Annotated in this window: 17 protein-coding genes and 1 riboswitch; of the genes, 11 read left to right on the top strand and 6 right to left on the bottom strand. The window is 66.0% G+C overall.

Annotation, left to right across the window (positions count from 1 at the left end; translation table 11 throughout):
• Positions 1 to 80 precede the first annotated feature (80 nt).
• The 6 genes from VOI27_RS21330 (at position 81) to rimO (ending at position 7,729) form a co-directional block, all read left to right on the top strand.
• Positions 81 to 1,418, top strand: coding sequence for a 1-acyl-sn-glycerol-3-phosphate acyltransferase (locus tag VOI27_RS21330; protein ID WP_323768364.1), 1,338 nt, complete (start codon positions 81 to 83; stop codon positions 1,416 to 1,418).
• Between the two features lie 132 nt (positions 1,419 to 1,550).
• Positions 1,551 to 2,843, top strand: a complete 1,293-nt coding sequence (gene ccrA / locus VOI27_RS21325; protein ID WP_323768362.1) for a crotonyl-CoA carboxylase/reductase — start codon at positions 1,551 to 1,553, stop codon at positions 2,841 to 2,843.
• 371 nt (positions 2,844 to 3,214) lie between these two features.
• On the top strand, positions 3,215 to 3,943 hold the full coding sequence (locus VOI27_RS21320) for a helix-turn-helix transcriptional regulator (RefSeq protein ID WP_323768360.1): 729 nt from the start codon (positions 3,215 to 3,217) through the stop codon (positions 3,941 to 3,943).
• Between the two features lie 82 nt (positions 3,944 to 4,025).
• On the top strand, positions 4,026 to 4,655 hold the full coding sequence (locus VOI27_RS21315; protein ID WP_323768358.1) for an acyl-homoserine-lactone synthase: 630 nt from the start codon (positions 4,026 to 4,028) through the stop codon (positions 4,653 to 4,655).
• A 132-nt stretch (positions 4,656 to 4,787) separates the two neighbouring features.
• Positions 4,788 to 6,314, top strand: a complete 1,527-nt coding sequence (locus tag VOI27_RS21310; protein WP_323768356.1) for an ATP-dependent DNA helicase — start codon at positions 4,788 to 4,790, stop codon at positions 6,312 to 6,314.
• A gap of 41 nt (positions 6,315 to 6,355) precedes the next feature.
• Positions 6,356 to 7,729: a 30S ribosomal protein S12 methylthiotransferase RimO gene (rimO, locus tag VOI27_RS21305; protein ID WP_323768354.1), complete on the top strand. Its 1,374-nt coding sequence runs from the start codon at positions 6,356 to 6,358 to the stop codon at positions 7,727 to 7,729.
• Here the strand turns inward: rimO and VOI27_RS21300 are convergent.
• A complete protein-coding gene (locus tag VOI27_RS21300; RefSeq protein WP_323768352.1) occupies positions 7,726 to 8,184 on the bottom strand; it encodes a hypothetical protein in 459 nt (152 codons plus the stop codon). The two genes, rimO and VOI27_RS21300, sit on opposite strands and share 4 nt — an antisense overlap.
• A gap of 206 nt (positions 8,185 to 8,390) precedes the next feature.
• Here VOI27_RS21300 and VOI27_RS21295 point away from each other — a divergent pair, with 206 nt between their 5' ends.
• On the top strand, positions 8,391 to 8,972 hold the full coding sequence (locus VOI27_RS21295) for a thymidine kinase (protein WP_323768350.1): 582 nt from the start codon (positions 8,391 to 8,393) through the stop codon (positions 8,970 to 8,972).
• Here the strand turns inward: VOI27_RS21295 and VOI27_RS21290 are convergent.
• Both VOI27_RS21290 and VOI27_RS21285 read right to left on the bottom strand, forming a co-directional pair.
• On the bottom strand, positions 8,969 to 10,159 hold the full coding sequence (locus VOI27_RS21290; protein ID WP_323768348.1) for a DUF2254 domain-containing protein: 1,191 nt from the start codon (positions 10,157 to 10,159) through the stop codon (positions 8,969 to 8,971). The genes VOI27_RS21295 and VOI27_RS21290 overlap by 4 nt on opposite strands.
• Positions 10,156 to 10,728, bottom strand: a complete 573-nt coding sequence (locus tag VOI27_RS21285) for a gamma-glutamylcyclotransferase family protein (protein ID WP_323768346.1) — start codon at positions 10,726 to 10,728, stop codon at positions 10,156 to 10,158. Before VOI27_RS21285 ends, VOI27_RS21290 begins: the two co-directional genes overlap by 4 nt.
• A 93-nt stretch (positions 10,729 to 10,821) precedes the next feature.
• Between VOI27_RS21285 and VOI27_RS21280 the strand changes: the two genes are divergently transcribed.
• The 4 genes from VOI27_RS21280 to gcvP all read left to right on the top strand — a co-directional run bounded on the left by VOI27_RS21280 (position 10,822) and on the right by gcvP (position 16,026).
• A complete protein-coding gene (locus tag VOI27_RS21280) occupies positions 10,822 to 11,271 on the top strand; it encodes an Rrf2 family transcriptional regulator (protein ID WP_323768344.1) in 450 nt (149 codons plus the stop codon).
• 44 nt (positions 11,272 to 11,315) lie between these two features.
• A riboswitch (glycine riboswitch) is annotated at positions 11,316 to 11,402 on the top strand.
• Between the two features lie 165 nt (positions 11,403 to 11,567).
• Positions 11,568 to 12,704 carry a glycine cleavage system aminomethyltransferase GcvT gene (gcvT, locus tag VOI27_RS21275; RefSeq protein ID WP_323768342.1) on the top strand — a complete coding sequence of 379 codons (1,137 nt, stop codon included), beginning with the start codon at positions 11,568 to 11,570 and terminating at the stop codon, positions 12,702 to 12,704.
• Between the two features lie 18 nt (positions 12,705 to 12,722).
• Positions 12,723 to 13,085 (top strand): glycine cleavage system protein GcvH, encoded by a 363-nt coding sequence (gene gcvH, locus VOI27_RS21270; RefSeq protein WP_323768340.1) that lies wholly within the window; start codon positions 12,723 to 12,725, stop codon positions 13,083 to 13,085.
• A 91-nt stretch (positions 13,086 to 13,176) separates the two neighbouring features.
• Positions 13,177 to 16,026 (top strand): aminomethyl-transferring glycine dehydrogenase, encoded by a 2,850-nt coding sequence (gene gcvP, locus VOI27_RS21265; RefSeq protein WP_323768338.1) that lies wholly within the window; start codon positions 13,177 to 13,179, stop codon positions 16,024 to 16,026.
• A 282-nt stretch (positions 16,027 to 16,308) separates the two neighbouring features.
• On the opposite strand, the gene VOI27_RS21260 is transcribed toward gcvP, so the two are convergent.
• The 3 genes from VOI27_RS21260 to VOI27_RS21250 all read right to left on the bottom strand — a co-directional run bounded on the left by VOI27_RS21260 (position 16,309) and on the right by VOI27_RS21250 (position 17,881).
• Complete coding sequence (locus tag VOI27_RS21260) at positions 16,309 to 17,208, bottom strand: inositol monophosphatase (protein ID WP_323768336.1); 900 nt, start codon at positions 17,206 to 17,208, stop codon at positions 16,309 to 16,311.
• A gap of 153 nt (positions 17,209 to 17,361) precedes the next feature.
• A complete protein-coding gene (locus VOI27_RS21255) occupies positions 17,362 to 17,736 on the bottom strand; it encodes a DUF4112 domain-containing protein (RefSeq protein ID WP_323768334.1) in 375 nt (124 codons plus the stop codon).
• Complete coding sequence (locus VOI27_RS21250; protein WP_323768332.1) at positions 17,723 to 17,881, bottom strand: YqaE/Pmp3 family membrane protein; 159 nt, start codon at positions 17,879 to 17,881, stop codon at positions 17,723 to 17,725. Before VOI27_RS21250 ends, VOI27_RS21255 begins: the two co-directional genes overlap by 14 nt.
• Positions 17,882 to 18,544: the final 663 nt, after the last annotated feature.

Below are 18,544 nucleotides of genomic sequence, written 5' to 3'. Positions count from 1 at the left end.
GAAAGTGGCGCTGTCAATTCGCTGCGTTGCGGCGTGCGACTTATGTTTACGCAAATGCAGCAAAATGCAAATCTCGCGTCATGTCAGGCAGTGTCGAGATCCCCATATGGCTGTTTTTGCTGATCCTTGCCTTCGCAGCGATCACATTTGCCTCGCATTTTTTGTTTCCCTCGGTGCGCTGGTTTCTGCGCCGCAGGATGGAACGGGTGGTGGCGCGGATCAACGAGCGGCTTGAACGGCCGATTCACCCGTTCAAGCTGGCGCGGCGCACCGACATGATCCAGCGGCTGGTCTATGACCACGAGGTCAACGAGGCGATCCTCGACTATGCCCGCGAACAGGGCGTGCGCGAGGACGTGGCCTTCGAGAAGGCGCGCGACTATGCCCGCGAGATCGTGCCGTCGTTTTCCGCCACCGCCTATTTCGGCTTTGCCATCCGTGCCGCGCGCTGGCTGTCGCGCTCTCTTTATGACGTGCGGTTGATCCGCGCCGATGACGGCGCGATGGCCGGGATCGATCCCGAGGCGACGGTGGTCTATGTCATCAACCACCGCTCCAACATGGATTACGTGCTGGTCACCTATCTAGCGGCGGAAAGCTCGGCGCTGGCCTATGCGGTGGGGGAATGGGCGCGGGTCTGGCCGCTCTCGGGGCTGATCCGCTCGATGGGCGCATATTTCATCCGCCGCAAGTCGCGCGACAACCTCTATCGCCGGGTGCTGGCGCGCTACGTGGCGCTGGCCACCGGTGGCGGCGTCAACCAGGCGATGTTTCCCGAAGGCGGGCTGAGCCTCGACGGGGCATTGGCACAGCCGCGGGTGGGGCTGTTGAAATACATCGTCGATGGCTGGGACCCTGAGGGGCGCGACGTGGTCTTCGTGCCGGTGGCGCTGAACTACGACCGGGTGCTCGAGGACCGGGTGCTGATTGCCGCCGATCTGTCCGGCGACCGGCGGTTTCGCGGCCGGATGGGCGAGGCGCTGGCGTTTCTGGGACGGCATGTCTGGCTGCGTCTGACGGGGCGGTTTCGCCGCTTCGGCTGCGCCGCGGTGAGCTTTGGCCCGCCGCTGGCGATGGCGGATTTCGTGCGCGACCGCGGCCGCCGGCCAGAGGCGCTGGCGCACCTGCTGATGGGCCGGATCGCCGAGGTGATGCCGGTGCTGCCGGTGCCGCTGGTGGCGCAGGTGCTGCGCGATGGCCAGGCCCGCAACACAGCCGAGATCACCGCCGCGGCCGCGCGCATCGCGCCCGGCGCCGAGACCCAGGTGGCCGACGGGATCGCCGGCCTGCTGACCCGCAAGCTGATCACCGACACCGCCCAAGGCTATCAGATGATGCCCGGCCAGGCAGAGGCGCTGCGGTTCTATGCCAATTCCATCGCCCATCTCGACCCGGAGTTTTCTGCGGCCGCACAGTGACTTTCTGCAACGGCTCGGTTATAAAATTACAAAACGGCTACATTCCGTGTTGCAATATTGCGTGACGCTGGATATTTCATTCCCACAGCCCGCGATTCTGCGTTGCGGCACGATTTGACCAAGGAGGCCCATATGGCACTGGACACGCACGGCGGCATTGCCGCCTATGAGGCGCCTGAAAAGGACCTGTATGAATTGGGCGAGATGCCCCCGCTGGGCTATGTGCCCAAGCAGATGTACGCTTGGGCGATCCGCAAGGAACGCCACGGCGAGCCGGACACGGCGATGCAGCTTGAGGTCGTCGACGTGCCGGTGCTCGACAGCAACGAGGTGTTGGTGCTGGTGATGGCGGCGGGCGTGAACTACAATGGCGTCTGGGCCTCGCTTGGCCAGCCGATCAGCCCGTTCGACGGCCACAAGGCCCCTTATCACATCGCCGGTTCCGATGCCTCTGGCATCGTCTGGGCGGTGGGTGACAAGGTCAAGCGCTGGAAGGTCGGCGACGAGGTGGTGATCCACTGCAATCAGGACGATGGCGACGACGAGGAATGCAACGGCGGCGACCCGATGTATTCGCCGAGCCAGCGGATCTGGGGCTATGAGACGCCCGACGGCTCCTTTGCCCAGTTCACCAACGTGCAGGCGCAGCAGCTGATGCCGCGGCCCAAGCACCTGACCTGGGAAGAGGCGGCCTGCTACACGCTGACGCTGGCCACCGCCTACCGGATGCTCTTCGGCCATGAGCCGCATGACCTGAAACCGGGCCAGAACGTGCTGGTCTGGGGCGCCTCTGGCGGCCTCGGCTCCTATGCGATCCAGCTGATCAACACCGCCGGCGCCAATGCCATCGGGGTGATCTCTGACGAGAGCAAGCGCGACTTCGTGATGAGCCTCGGCGCCAAGGGCGTGCTCAACCGGCGCGACTTCAACTGCTGGGGCCAGCTTCCCAAGGTGAACACGCCGGAATATGCCGACTGGTTCGCCGAGGCGCGCAAGTTCGGCAAGGCGATCTGGGAGATCACCGGCAAGGGCGTGAACGTCGACATGGTGTTCGAACACCCCGGCGAGGCGACCTTTCCGGTCTCGACCTTCGTGGTCAAGAAGGGCGGCATGGTGGTGATCTGCGCCGGCACCACCGGTTTCAACCTGACGTTTGACGTGCGTTATATGTGGATGCACCAGAAGCGGCTTCAGGGGTCGCACTTTGCCCACCTGAAGCAGGCGGCGGCGGCCAACAAGCTGATGCTCGAGCGGCGGCTCGACCCCTGCATGTCGGAGGTCTTTGAATGGAACGACCTGCCGGCGGCGCATATGAAAATGCTGCGCAATGAACACAAGCCCGGCAACATGTCGGTGCTGGTGCAAGCGCCAAAGACCGGGCTGCGCACCTTCGAGGATGCGCTCGAGGCCGGCCCGAGAGGCTGACAACACAGGACAACTGCCTGAAACTCAACAGTGACGCGGCCCGCGCTGCCCCGGAAAGGGGCGACGCGGGCCGCACCGCTTTCGCGCCCGCGCAATTCAATTCAATTGCTTCGGATCTTTCGCCTCGCCATTTCCGGGGAGTTGAAATGCGTGAATTTTCCGGAAACCCTTTGCATGTTAGGCTTGTCCTTAATCCTTCGTTAACCAATCGAATCGAGAGTCAACCATGCAACACGACTGGATACTGGACGTACTTGCCGACCTCAGGACTTTCGCTCTGTCAAACGGGCTGCCGGCCCTTGCCGAACAGCTCGACGATGCGCGCATCGTTGCGATGGCCGAGCAGGCGTCCTGCACGGAGGGGACGGCTCTTGGGGTTCGAGGCGGCACAGCCGATATTGGAGACGGTGCTCAGACGGTTGGAGCAATCCGCCGCGCTTGAGGAATTACAAGATCACATCACGGACCTGCGCGACGCCTTTCGCGTCGATCACCTGGTCTATCACTGGGTCAGCGGCACCGGCGATCAATACGGCTGCGGCACCTACGACCCGGCCTGGGTCGAACGCTACCTGGCGCAGGGGTACCTGCGGATCGACCCGGTGGTGCTGGGCTGTTTCCAGCGCTTCCACCCGGTGGACTGGAAGCAGCTTGACTGGTCCTCCCGGGCGGCGCGCGCCTTTCAGAAAGAGGCGATCGATTACGGTGTCGGCAACCAGGGCTATTCGATCCCGATCCGCGGCCCGAACGGGCAGTTCGCCCTGTTCACCGTCAGCCACAATTGCGACGACGCCGCCTGGGCCGCGTTCTGCGCCGGGTCGCGGCGCGATCTCATCCTGGTGGCGCATTTCTTCAATCAGAAGGCACTGGAGTTCGAGCCCGGACGCCTGCCGGAACAGGGCCAGGCGCTGAGCCCGCGCGAGGTCGATGCGATGACGCTCTTGGCGGTGGGCCACAGCCGGGCGCAGGCCGCCGATGCGCTGGCGATCTCGGAGCATACGCTCAGGGTGTATATCGAATCCGCCCGCTTCAAGCTGGGCGCGCTGAACACCACTCATGCGGTCGCCCGCGCGCTGAGTCGCGGCTTGATCGTTGTATGAAGGTTAAGCGGGCCCGCGCCCTGGTCCGGCGGGCTTAACCGCGCGGGGCGCAGCTTCTCTCGTGACACGAGAGGAGAGCCCGATGATCCGTTATCTGTATGCCGATGAGCTGGCCCGCGAGCCTGCGCTGCAGCGCGCCATGTTCCGCGACCGCGCCGACCAGTTTCACAGCCGGCTTGGCTGGGACGTCACGGTGGATGCCAATGGCGAGGAACGCGACGGCTATGACGCCGAAAACCCGCTCTATGTCCTGTGGCAGACCGGTGACGGCGGCCACGGCGGTTCGATGCGGTTTCTGCCGACAACCGGGCCGACCATGGTCAATGATCATTTCGGCCATCTCACCGGCGGCGGTCGGATCGAGAGCCCGCTGATCTGGGAATGCACCCGTTTCTGCCTGTCGCGCGGCGCCAGCGGCCAGGTGGCGGCGGCGCTGATGCTCGCCGGCGGCGAGATCCTGCGGAACTTTGGCCTGCGTCATCTGGTGGGCGTCTTTGACGCGCGGATGGTGCGGATCTATCGCCGCATCGGCGCCTCGCCCGAGCTGCTGGGCCGCGAGGGTGAAGGCCGCGGCCGGGTCAGCGTCGGTCTGTGGGCGTTTTCCGAGACGGCACGGGCCGAGGTGGCTTGCCGCGCGGGGATCTCGCCGGCACAGTCGGCGGCGTGGTTCGAGCAGGCTTTCGGCGCACCGGCGCAGGCGGTGGGTGCCTGACGCAGGGCGACGATTGGGGGCTCTGCCCCCCGGCCTGCGGCCGCCCCCCGGAGTTTACTGGGCAAGATGAACGGGGGAGCGGGGGGCCTATCGCTCTGGCGCTCGTTTCGCGGGGCTTGTAGGGTCCGGCGCATGAATTTGCCCGCGCTGACATTCTCCGAAGACCAGGCCGAAGCCTTTGACCGTGTCAGCGCCGCGCTGCGCGAGGTGGGCGTCGATCTCGACCAGGGCCACGCCGGGCCGCGCCGCGAGGGCCGCTCCGGCGTACTGGCGGTGACCGGCAAGGCGGGCTCGGGCAAGACGCTGCTTCTGGCCGAGCTTTACAAGGCGCTGAAGGACGCGGGCGTCGATATCGTCTCGGGTGACTGGGAAGGCAAGCGCAAGAAGGACCGCCGCACGCTGGCGATTCTGGCGCCGACCAACAAGGCGGCGAGCGTGTTGCGGATGCGCGGCGTGCCGGCGACGACGATCCACCGGATTTTGTACACGCCGGTCTATGACCCCGAGTACGAGCGTATCGCCGAATGGCTGGCGGGGCAGGGCGAGCGGCCCGAGATCGAGGGGCTGACCGAGGCGGCGCTGGACCGGGCCTACGGGTTCTACCAGTCGAACAATTCCATCCCGGGCGCGCTGGCCGCCGCCGGGCTGCGGGGTTCGGATTTCATCACCGGGTGGAAGCGGCGCGAGGAAGAGCTCGATATCGGTTTTGTCGACGAGGCCTCGATGCTGGATGACCGGCAGTACGACGACCTGCGCGAGATTTTCCCGACGCTCTGCATGTTCGGCGATCCGGCACAGCTGGCGCCGGTGAACCAGTCGGGCGCGATGGTGTTCGAGAAGCTGCCCGAGGAAAAGGTGCTGGCGCTGCGCCGCATCCACCGGCAGGAGGCCGACAACCCGATCCTTGACCTGGCCCATGCGCTGGCCGATCCGCATCTGGAGTTTCACGACTTCGAGCGGCTGGTCGAGGACAAGGCGCGTCAGGATGAGCGGGTGGTTTGGGGCCAAAGGGTCGAAGTTGACCTGATGGCACGCTCGCCGGTGCTGGTCTGGCGCAATGCGACCCGGATCCGGCTGATCAACGCCTTTCGCAAGGTGCATGACGCGCCGGACGACCGGCTGCTCGAGGGCGAGCCGCTGATCTGCGACGGCATCGAGTTGCCTCTGAAACACCGCAAGAAGCGGCTTGATCTCGAGGCGCGAGGGCTGATCAAGGGCGCGCAGGTGATCTTTCTGGGCGAGGGCAAGCGGCCCGGATTTTCCCGGCTGCATGTCATGGGGGCCGAGGATCCGCGGGTCTCGGCCGCCTCGATCGTCAAGATCGAGATGCCCGACGAGGAAGAGCCGTTCATTCCCTTCGCCGCGCGGATGGGGGCGACCTTTCTGCATGGTGCAGCGGTGACGATCCACAAGGCGCAAGGCAGCCAATGGGATTCGGTGCAGGTCTTTGCGCCCGATCTTTTCGTCGCCGCGCGCATGGGGCGGGTCGAGGCCGGGCAGCCGCTGTGGAAACGTCTGGCCTATGTGGCGATCACCCGGGCGCAGGAGCGGCTGATTTGGGTGGTGCGCAACCGCCTGTCAAAGCCCACTTATCCGCTCAGGATCGACGATCTTCCGGTGCCGCAGCAGGCGCTGACGCTGGAGATGCAGGAGGAGTAGCGCCTCTTCCCACGGGCTCCGCGACGGGCTATAGCGCGCGGATGACAACCAATCCGCCCAACCTCCGCCCCGACCTGGCCCAGATGACCCTGCCCGAGACGCAGGCCCGCCGCGGCCAGCCCACCATCGGCATGGTCTCGCTCGGCTGCCCCAAGGCGCTGGTCGACAGCGAGCGCATCCTGACCCGGCTGAGGGCCGAGGGCTATGGCATCTCGCCGGATTATGCCGGCGCCGATGCGGTGATCGTCAACACCTGCGGCTTTCTCGACAGTGCCAAGGCCGAGAGCCTCGAGGCGATCGGCGAGGCGCTGCAGGAAAACGGCAAGGTGATCGTGACCGGCTGTCTCGGCGCTGAGCCCGAGTATATCACCGGGGTGCATCCCAAGGTGCTGGCGGTGACCGGTCCGCATCAATACGAACAGGTGCTCGACGCGGTGCATGGCGCGGTGCCGCCCGATCCCGATCCGTTTGTCGATCTGCTGCCCGCAAGCGGCGTGAGCCTGACGCCGCGGCATTACAGCTATCTGAAGATCTCCGAGGGCTGCAATCACAAGTGCAAGTTCTGCATCATCCCAGACATGCGCGGGCGTCTGCAGTCGCGCCCCGCACGGGCGGTGTTGCGCGAGGCGGAGAAGCTGGTCGAGAGCGGCGTCAAGGAACTCTTGGTGATCTCTCAGGACACCTCGGCCTATGGCACCGACTGGAAGGACCGTGACCACAAGGCGCCGATCCTGCCCTTGGCGCGCGATCTCGGGTCCTTGGGCGCCTGGGTGCGGCTGCATTACGTCTATCCCTATCCGCATGTGCGCGAGTTGATCCCGTTGATGGCCGATCCGTCGAACGGCGTGCTGCCCTATCTCGACATCCCGTTCCAGCATGGCCACCCGGAGGTGCTCAAGCGCATGGCGCGGCCGGCGGCCTCGGCGCGGACACTGGATGAGATCGCCGCCTGGCGCAGCGCGTGCTCGGAGATCACCCTGCGCTCGACCTTCATCGTCGGCTACCCGGGCGAGACCGAGGCGGAGTTCGCGTATTTGCTCGACTGGCTCGACGAGGCGCAGCTCGACCGGGTGGGCTGTTTCCAGTATGAAAACGTCGCCGGCGCGCGGTCCAACGACCTGCCGGATCAGGTGCCCTCCGAGGTCAAGCAGGCGCGCTGGGACCGGTTCATGGAAAAGGCGCAGGAGATCTCGGAGGCCAAGCTTGCCGCCAAGGTGGGCCAGCGCCTGCCGGCGATCGTCGATGATGTGGACGCCGACGGCATTGCCACCTGCCGCACCATGGCGGATGCGCCGGAGATCGACGGCAACCTGTTCATCGACGAGGGTGCAGGCACGTTGAGCCCCGGCGATATCGTCACCGTCGAGGTCGACGAGGCCGGTGAATACGATCTCTGGGGGCGGCTGACCGCCTAGTGCGAGCCGTCCTCGAGGTGCAGTTTCATGTCAATCAGCACCTGTTGCAGCGCCAGGGTTTCCTTGAGCATGCGCTTGGCCTCGTTGATGGTGATCACCCCGTCTTCGATTGACTGGGAATATTCGGTCATCAGCATGGCAAAGCGCTGGCTCAGCGCCACCACGTCGGCATTGACGTTGCCAGAGCGTTCCGCGTTGGCGCGGCGGCTGTCGAACGACAGGGTGATGCCGCGCAGTTCCGACAGGGCGGCGGTGACATGCGGATAGGAGGCCGCGGCCTCGAGCGCGGCCACCGCGTCGATCGGCATGAAGCGGTCGGAATGTTCTTCGTGCTCGGAATAGTAGCGGCCCAGTGTCGCCTTGGACTTGCCGGTGACCTCGCAGGCCGGTTCGATGCCCACGTCCTTGACGAGCGCCTCGGTGTGTTTCTTGAGATAGCTTCCGGTGCTTTTCATGCCCATTCTCCGGCTGTGCCGCCCTGACAGGAGACCGGGGAAAACCCCGGCTCTTTTCCCGTTGTCTTGGTGTAACAGCTTTTGGCCACGAAGAAATAGGACAAACCGGTTTCACCACGGCCGGACCGGTGGCAGGGAACGCCTGCTGCCGGAACAGGCGGCGGGGCACTTGCCTTGGGCGGCCGGGCGCGGCATAGGCTCCGGCCATGGCCAAGCTCTACTTTCACTACTCCACGATGAACGCCGGCAAATCGACGCTTCTGCTGCAGGCGGCGCACAATTACCGCGAGCGCGGCATGGAGGTCTATCTGATGACCGCCCGCCATGACGACCGTGCAGGCCCCGGCCGCATCGGCTCTCGGATCGGCATCGGCAGCGAGGCGGTGCCCTATGGCCCCGGCGAGGACCTGCTGGCGCATGTCGAGGCACGGCTGGCCGAGGGTCCGCTGGCCTGCATCTTTCTCGACGAGGCGCAGTTTCTCGAACCCGCGCAGGTCTGGCAATTGGCGCGGGTGGTGGATGACCTGAGGGTGCCGGTGATGTGCTACGGCCTGCGGGTGGATTTTCAGGGCCAGCTGTTTCCCGGCTCGGCGGCGCTGCTGGCGCTGGCCGACGAAATGCGCGAGGTGCGCACGATCTGCCATTGCGGCAAGAAGGCCACCATGGTGGTGCGCCAGAACGCGCAGGGCGAGGTGCTGACCGAGGGCGCGCAGGTGCAGATCGGCGGCAACGAGACCTATGTCAGCCTCTGCCGCAAGCACTGGCGGGCGGCCACCGGCGGGCCCTAGCGGGTCGAGAGCTGGTCTTGCATGTCGGCCGCGGCGCGGGCCATCGCCTCGTTGGGGTGGGCCGAGATGCGGGTCAGCAGGTCGAAGATGCGGGCCGTCACGTCAGGGTTGTCGGCGCCGTCGCGAGCAATCGGCAGCACCGCGCAATCGAGCAGCGTGCGGGCGCGGACCACCGGCAGGGTAACGCGCGGAAAGGTCGGTGTGTACTCGGCCTCTGTCTGCGGCGCGACCGGGGTTTCCTCCCACAGCAGGCGCTCGATCCGGCCCAGCACCTCGACCGCGGTGCCGGGATCGTTGATCCCGGGCGAGAGCGCGCGCTGGCCGCTTTCGGCGAGGATCGAGAGCCCCAGCGTCGGGTCCTGCTCGAAGGTGCGCACATCGCCGATGTCAAAGGCGCGGGCGGCGGGCTCGAGCAGGCTTTCGTCGCTGCTGGCAACCGTTCCGATCACGGTATTGCGCAGCACGAACTCGCCCGGCACGCTGCTGATGAAGACGTCGGTCCCGGCCTCCTCGGCCAGTTCGTTGAGCCGCGACACGTCGATGAAGCGGATATAGCCGGTCTTGCGCGCCATGATGCTGCCGGCCGCATCGGGCACCATGTCATCCTCGAGCCGGCGGCGCGCGCCCAGCGAGGGGCGCCGCGCGCGGGCATGCATCGCCTCGCGGGCGCGATGCTCGATGATCTGCAGGGTGTGGTCCATCGAGCCCAGATGCGACAGGTGCTCGATCCAGCGCAGGATCGCCAGAACGATCAGCGCAAAGACCACCATGGTGACGGCAAAGACCACCACCGAGGCATCCTCGGAATAGACCCGCGCGTGAAACAGGATCACCGCGCTCAGGCTGTAGACGAACCCGCCGACAAAGGTCGCCAGCACCGACTGGGTGATGGTGTCGTCGAGCAGCAGCCGGTAGGCCCGCGGTGTCGCCATCGACGATGCCGCGCGATAGGCCGAGACCATGACGTTGAGCGAGAAGGTGGTCACCGCCAGCATCCCTGAGGCGAGGATGGTGAGCACCGGCAGGATCGCCTCGCGGCCGAGCTTGAGCTTGATGTTGTCGGGGATGAACGGGGTCAGCAGTGGCGCCACCGCCAGGGCGATCAGCGAGAACAGCGAGATCAGCACCACCCGCACCCAGAGCGTGCGCCAGATGCGCTGGGCCAGCACCAGCAGCTTGGAAATCATGCGAGGCTCATCAGGATACGGGCTCCGGCGTCGGTGAGGTGGTCGCGGAACAGCGCGCGTTCCTGCGGCGTCAGCGGCTGGTGGCGCGGATAGCGCGGGACGTCGCGATCGTCGAGGATCGGCGCCTCCCAGCCGTCGGTGGTGGCGACGAACCCGGTCACCCCCTCGGGGCCGAAGCGGTGCAGATAGCCCTGCAGCACGCAGTCGAGATAAGACATCAGGATCGGGCTGGCATCGCTCGGCGGGCCATGGCGGTCTGGCGGGATGGCATAGATCGCGATGTCGAGCGGGTGGCCCGCGCCATGCTCGACCTCGTCCGAGGCCGCGACCCGGTCATAGGCGTGTTCGCGTTCGTCGAGCGCCAGCCAGTCGGCGCCCGGCACCGCGGCGATCACGCCGTCGATGATGCAGTCACCGTCCGGCACCGCGGTGAGAAAGGAGACCGGCCTGAGCGGCGTGTGCCGCCAGGCCCGGCGCCAGCCGCGCGCGCGGGCCGGCTGAACCTGGCGATACTCATGGGTCGCGGTGTTGACCAGCGAACCGTATCCGAAAAAAAATGGGTCATTCATATGCTAAACGTGGCGATGCAGTGACGGATGTCAATTTCTGCTTTTCGGGACTGTGCCATTGTTGCGACCATATTGGTGACGAGGTTGAATTTCATGCGTGTGACGAAACGGACAAGTATTGCCATCCGGGTATTGATGTATTGCGCCTCGCACTCGGGCCGGTTGGTGACCAAATCCGAGATCGCCAATCGCTGCGGCGCCTCTGAGAACCATGTCGCCCAGGTGATCAACCAGCTCGCGCAGCTTGGCTTTATCGAAACCCACCGCGGCCGCAACGGCGGGCTCGAACTGGCGCGTGCACCGCAGGAGATCTGCATCGGCGAGGTGTTTCGCGCGGTCGAGGCGCGGGTGCCGATCACCGACAGTTTCGCAGACGACGGTACCACCTTTCCGCGGCTGGCGGCGACCCAGCTGCGCGATGCGCTCGACGCGGCCTGCGAGGCGTTCTTTACCCAGCTCGACGCCATCAGGCTCGATACGCTGATCGGCGACAATTGCGCCCTGCGCGAGATCATCGCGCCGTCCACCTCCTCTCGGGTGTGAAATTTTTCCCATTGTCAATCGCTTGGCCCTTCGCATAAAGTCGCCGCGACTCGACGGGAGAACCGGCCATGCCGGTGCCGAAGGAGCAACCGCCCCGGAAACTCTCAGGCCCAGAGGACCGTCGACGTCAGCGAAAATCTGGAGAGACCCCGGCCGTGACCGGGGCGCCGAAGGGATAACGATCTCAGGCAAAAGGACAGATGGGGCATCGCCGGGCTGACCTTCAGGGTCGGTTCAGGGGGATGCCGGTATGTCACCGAACCGCGACACTCCGGCCCGCAACGGGAGATGGACAAGTGTCTGACGAGGATGGCGCGCTCAAGCGCACACCGCTTTATGATCTGCATCTGGGCCTCGGCGCCAAGATGGTGCCCTTTGCCGGCTACGAGATGCCGGTGCAATATCCGCTGGGCGTGCTGAAGGAACACCAGCACTGCCGCGGCAGGGCGGGGCTGTTCGACGTCAGTCACATGGGCCAGGTGGTGCTGCGCGGCAAGACGCCAGAGGCCGCCCGGGCGGCACTGGAGCGGCTGGTGCCGGTGGATGTGCTGGGCCTGGGCGAGGGGCGTCAGCGCTACGGCTTTTTCACCAATGATCACGGCGGCATCGAGGATGACCTGATGATCGCCAACCGCGGCGATCACCTCTTCGTGGTGGTCAACGCCGCCTGCAAGGACGCCGATATCGCCCGCATGCGCGCCGCGCTGGAGCCTGAGGTCACCGTCAAGGAGATCACCAGCCGCGCGTTGCTGGCGCTGCAGGGCCCGGCGGCCGAGGCGGTATTGGCCGAGCATCACCCCGACGTGCGCGACATGAGGTTCATGGATGTCGAGACCTTGCCGATCGCCGGTGCGGAATGCTGGGTCTCGCGCTCGGGCTATACCGGCGAGGACGGCTACGAGATCTCCGTGCCAGAGGCGGCGGCGGTCGATCTTGCGCGCGCGCTGCTGGCGCATGAGGATGTCGAGCCGATCGGGCTTGGCGCGCGCGACAGCCTGCGGCTCGAGGCCGGGCTTTGCCTCTACGGTCACGACATCGACAGCGACACCACGCCGGTGGCCGCAGGGCTGACCTGGGCGATGCAGAAGGTGCGCCGCCCCGGTGGCGACCGCGAGGGCGGCTTTCCCGGCGCCGCCGAGATTTTCAGCGAACTGGCCGAAAGCACCGCGCAGCGCCGCGTCGGGCTGCGCCCGGAGGGCCGCGCGCCGATGCGCGAGGGCGTCGCGCTCTTTGCCGAGGAGAGCGGCGGCGAGGCGGTCGGCCGGGTGACGTCCGGCAGCTTCGGCCCGACCGTGGGCGCGCCGGTGGCGATGGGCTATGTCTCGACAGCGCTCGCGGCCGAGGGCACGCTGCTCTATGGCGAGGTGCGCGGCAAGCGGCTGCCGGTCAAGGTGGCAAAGCTGCCCTTCGTGGCGCAAGGTTTCAAGAGATAGGTCCAACAGGAGACGACCATGAAATACACCGAAGAACATGAATGGCTCGAGGCCGATGACGAGGGGATCGTCACGGTGGGCATTACTGCCCATGCGGCCGAGCAATTGGGCGACGTGGTCTTTGTCGAACTGCCCGACGTGGGCACCTCTGCCAACAAGGACGACGAGGTCGTGGTGATCGAGAGCGTCAAGGCGGCGAGCGACATCCTGGCGCCGATCGACGGCGAGATCGTCGAGGTCAACGAGGCCATCGTCGAGGAGCCGGGCAAGGTCAACGACGATCCCGAGGGCGACGCCTGGTTCTTCAAGATCAAGGCCGAGGACCTGAGCCAGATGGACGATTACATGGACGAGGCCGCCTACAAGAATTTCATCGGGTAGCGCGCATCCGGCCGGGGGGAATGCGGTTTTCCGGGGAAAACCGCAGCCTCCGGCGGGAGTTTACTTGGCAAGATGAAGCAGGGGGCTTCGCATGACTTTCACACCGACCGACTATCTGCCTTATGATTTCGCCAACCGGCGGCATATCGGGCCTTCGCCGTCCGAAATGGCCGATATGTGCGAGGTGCTGGGGGTCGCGGACCTGGGCGCGCTGATCGACGAGACGGTGCCGAAGGCGATCCGCCAGGAGGCGCCTCTGGACTTCGGCAAGCCCAAGTCGGAACGCGAACTCCTGCGCTACATGCGCGAGGTGGCGGCCAAGAACAAGGTGCTGGTCTCGCTGATCGGCCAGGGCTATCACGGCACGGTGACGCCGCCGGCGATCCAGCGCAACATCCTGGAAAACCCGGCCTGGTACACCGCCTATACCCCCTATCAGCCCGAGATCTCTCAGGGCCGGCTCGAGGCGCTGCTCAACTTTCAGACCATGGTCAGCGATCTGACCGGGCTGGAGGTGGCCAATGCCTCGCTCTTGGACGAGGCCACCGCCTGTGCCGAGGCGATGACCATGGCGCAGCGGGTGGCGAAGTCCAAGGCCAAGGGCTTCTTTGTCGACCGCGACTGCCATCCGCAGAACATCGCGGTGATCAAGACCCGCGCCGAGCCGCTGGGCATCGAGGTGATCGTCGGCAACCCCGAAAAGCTCGACCCCGAGCAGGTGTTCGGCGCGATCTTCCAGTATCCCGGCACCTATGGTCATGTGCGCGATTTCACCGCCCAGATGGAGGCGCTGCACGGTGCCAAGGCCGTGGGCATCGTGGCCGCCGATCCGCTGGCGCTGACCGTGCTCAAGGAGCCGGGTGCGATGGGGGCGGATATCGCCGTGGGCTCGACCCAGCGCTTCGGCGTGCCGATGGGCTATGGCGGTCCGCATGCCGCCTATATGGCCTGCCGCGATGCCTACAAGCGCGCCATGCCCGGCCGGATCGTCGGCGTCTCGGTCGACAGCCACGGCAACCGCGCCTACCGTCTGTCGCTGCAGACCCGCGAGCAGCACATCCGCCGCGAGAAGGCGACCTCGAACGTCTGTACCGCCCAGGCGCTGCTGGCCGTAATGGCCGGGATGTACGCGGTGTTTCACGGGCCAGAGGGGCTCAAGGCGATTGCCCAGCGGATTCACCGCAAGACCGTGCGGCTGGCGCAGGGGCTGGAAGAGGCCGGCTTCAAGGTCGATCCGCAGGCCTATTTCGACACCATCACCGTCGATGTGCGCAGCCTGCAGGCGGCGGTGCTGAAATCGGCGCGGGATGAGGGCGTGAACCTGCGCCGCGTCGGCGAGTATCGGGTTGGCATCACGCTTGACGAATGCACCCGGCCGTCCAACATCGAGGCGGTCTGGCGCGCCTTTGGCATCACCCGCAAGGATGACGATTACACCCCGGTCTACAAGCTGCCCGAGGAGATGGTGCGCACCTCGGACTACCTGACCCATCCGATCTTTCACATGAACCGGGCCGAGACCGAGATGATGCGCTACATGCGCCGTCTGGCCGACCGCGACCTGGCGCTTGACCGGGCGATGATCCCGTTGGGCTCCTGCACCATGAAGCTCAATTCCGCCGCCGAGATGATGCCGGTGAGCTGGCGCGAGTTCTCCGCGCTGCATCCCTTTGCGCCGGCCGATCAGGCGCTGGGCTACAAGCATCTGGTGGATGACCTGAGCGAGAAGCTTTGTGCCATCACCGGCTACGACGACTTCTCGATGCAGCCCAACTCCGGTGCGCAGGGGGAATACGCCGGGCTGCTGACGATCGCCGCCTGGCACCGGGCCAATGGTGACGATCACCGCAACGTCTGCCTGATCCCGATGTCGGCGCATGGCACCAACCCGGCCAGCGCCCAGATGGTCGGCTGGAAAGTGGTACCGGTGAAATCGGCCGCCAATGGCGATATCGACCTCGAGGATTTCCGCGCCAAGGCGAAAAAACACGCCGAGGCGCTGGCCGGGTGCATGATCACCTATCCCTCGACCCATGGCGTTTTTGAAGAGACGGTGCGCGATGTCTGCGCGATCACCCATGAGCATGGCGGGCAGGTCTATATCGACGGCGCCAACCTGAATGCCATGGTGGGGCTGTCGCGGCCCGGTGATCTGGGTGGCGACGTGAGCCACCTGAACCTGCACAAGACCTTCTGCATCCCGCATGGCGGCGGCGGTCCCGGCATGGGCCCGATCGGGGTGAAATCTCATCTGGTGCCGCATCTGCCGGGGCATCCTGAGGTGGGCGGCGATGAAGGGCCGGTGAGCGCCGCGCCCTATGGCTCGCCGTCGATCCTGCCGATTTCCTGGGCCTATATCCTGATGATGGGCGGCGAGGGGCTGACCCAGGCGACACGGGTGGCGATCCTGAATGCCAACTACATCGCCAAGCGGCTGGAAGGGGCCTATGACATCCTCTACCGCGGGCGGAACGACCGGGTGGCGCACGAATGCATCATCGACACGCGGCCTTTTGCCGAGAGCGCCGATGTCACGGTGGACGACATTGCCAAGCGGCTGGCGGATTGTGGCTTCCACGCGCCGACCATGAGCTGGCCGGTGGCGGGGACGCTGATGGTCGAGCCGACCGAGAGCGAGACCAAGGCGGAGCTTGACCGGTTCTGTGACGCGATGCTGGCGATCCGCGAGGAAATCCGTGAGATCGAGGCGGGGGGGATGGACCGGTCGAACAACCCGCTGAAGAACGCGCCGCATACGATGGAGGATCTGGTGCGGGAATGGGACCGTCCGTATTCGCGCGAGCAGGGGTGTTTCCCGCCGGGCGCGTTCAGGGTGGACAAGTATTGGCCGCCGGTGAACCGGGTCGACAATGTCTATGGTGACCGCAACCTGGTGTGCACCTGCCCGCCGATGGAGGAATACGCCGAAGCCGCGGAGTAGGGCGGGCTGAGGGGGGGAGTGGCCACCCCTACGGCGAGGTTTCGGGCATCATGGCCCGGAACAAGGGCGCAGCCCGCCGGGCCAGCGGCTGCCCGCCCCCGCGCAGCAAAGCTGCGCCGGTTTTGGGAAGCACGCTGCAGGCGTGACGGGCTGCGGCTTCGGTGAGGCAAGCGCTTCGGTCTGAGAGCCTATGGAGTTTGCAGCGATAAACTGTGTCACACGACCGTCGCAGCGGCACCCCGCGGGCAGCCGCTGGCCCGGCTCATCGAAGGGTGGTGTGCCTCAGCCTTCCTCCGACAGCGTCGCGCTCTCGGGCGTCGGCCCCAGCAGGAACCCCAGCTCGTCGGCCACCGTCTTCCACGCCGCCTCTGAGCCCGCGCAAAGCAGATAGCCCTCGGTCGCCGCCGCCGAATACTCCCGCCCGTCGAGAAATGCCACGTGACCGCCCGCCTTCTGGCAAAGCAGCACGCCCGCGGCATGATCCCAGGGCGTCATCTTGCATGACAGCACGAAATCGCAATGCCCCTCGGCCAGCAGCCGGTATTCATGCGCCGAGCAGCGCAGCGCATCTGGCCGGCCGATCCGCGGATAGAGCGCCGCGACCTGCGGCTGCACCTCGGGCGGCATCAGCTTCATGTGGATATAGCCGACCATCTCCGCCAATGGTTTGGGATCGGCGGTCGAGAGCGTGCGCCGCCGGCCGCGCGGGCCGGTCCAGGTGGTCAGGCTGTCCTCGTCGGCCACCACCACATCGTCGTTCAAGGGGTCGTAGATCATGCCGTAGACCGGTTTGCCAAACCGCGTCGCCGCCACCATCGTGCCAAAAAGCGACAGCCCGTGGGCAAAGTTCCAGGTGCCGTCAACCGGATCGATCAGGAAACCGAGCTCGGCATCGCCAAGGGCATCGAGGATCTTCGGCTCGCGCGAGGCGGCCTCTTCGCCGACGATCACGGCCGAGGGAAAAGCCATCTGCAGCCCGCGGGTGATCATCGCCTCGGCGGCCTCGTCGGCGGCGGTGACGAGATCGAGCTTGGAGGTCTTTTCCGACACTTCGGACGGGTCCAATGCGCGGAACCGCGGCAGGATCTCGGCCTTGGCGGCGCGGCGGACGAGGTTCAGAAGCGAGGTTTTCTGGGCACGCGTCAGCGGCGCATGCACGGCCATGGGCAGGTTGTCCGACATGGGGGCTCCTAGTCATTGGGATGGCCCGGGTGTGCCAGTGCGGGCCGCAGGGCGCAAGGGCAGGTTTGACGCAAGGTCCGCGGCGCGCCATGCCGGAGGAACAGGCCGAGGCCGCGCCATGAGGACCTCTGTCCGGCGCGGGCGCACCCGCCGTCAGGGGGCCGGGCTGGAGGCCTCGCGCAGTTCCAACTCGCGGCGCAACAGGCCGAAGTTCCTGCGATTGGCCTTGTAGACCAGGTCGAACAGGTCGCCGAGCACCGGGATGGCGCCGATTGTCGCGTCCAGGCCGACGTTCACCGCCATGCGCGCCATGGTCCGCTTGCGCGCGCCCAGCCGATAGCCTTTCACCAGCAGGTAGCCTGCGGGGATCAGGGTGATGGCATCGCCGACGCCGGGCACCAGGCCGAGGATCGAATCCCAACCGAACCGCAGCCGGGTGCCGGGGATCCGGAACTTGCTGTCGAGCAGCGCCGACAGTCGGTCGATCTCTTCGAGATCGCGCTGGGTGTCTCGGCTACTTCTTGGCAATGATGTACACCGCGTGCACGACGCCGGGAATATACCCGAGGATCGTCAGGAGAATGTTCAGCCAGAAGTGCTTGCCAAAGCCCACCTGCAGGAAAACGCCAAGTGGCGGGACAATCACCGAGAGGATGATGCGTGCCAGGTCCATGGTTGCCTTTCGGGGCGGAGAGTGTGTTGCGGTCCTTGACCGGGATGTAGCCGGCAATGCGTCCATGTCCATGATCTGGGCCCGGGTTTTTTGCCGGTGATGCGGCGTACAGCGGCGCGGGCCGGCGGTGACAAGGCGGCCGGTGGCAGGTCCGGAGGTGATCCGGTCGGTGTGGCGCTGGCCGGTGGCCAGGCGATCCCGGTGCGGGTCAGGTCCGAAACCTCGCGCGGCAGGTTGGCCGAGAGGTCCCGGATCAGGTCCGGGACGCAAGGGCTCTGGCGCCGCCCCACGCCTCCCCCGTCCCGGACTTGATCCGGGACTTCACCCGCGCGGCGGGTTGCGCGGTCGCGGCTCAAGGCCGACAGGGAGGGGGGTCTGTCGCTGCCGCCTGACCACGCCCACCCGGACCTGACCCGGAACCTCATCCGAGCGGCTGGCTGCGAGGTCGCGAAAGGCCAACACGAAGGGCCCCTCTCGCTGCCCCATGACACTGCCGTCCCGGACGTGATCCGAGACCTTGCCCGAAAGAAGAGCCAAGAGGTCCCTGTCTAACCAGTTTTCTGTATAATGGAGGTGCGGACGGCATCCCGTGAGGTCCCTGGGCAAGAGCCCGTGTGCCGGATTGGGAGCCGTCCGCATTCTTGGTCGTCAGCCTGAACGGTT

This window comes from Marinovum sp. (genome assembly GCF_034669705.1).
Taxonomy (GTDB): domain Bacteria; phylum Pseudomonadota; class Alphaproteobacteria; order Rhodobacterales; family Rhodobacteraceae; genus Marinovum.
The sequence above is the reverse complement of the archived record's forward strand: the minus strand, read 5'-3'. Positions and strand labels throughout refer to the sequence as shown.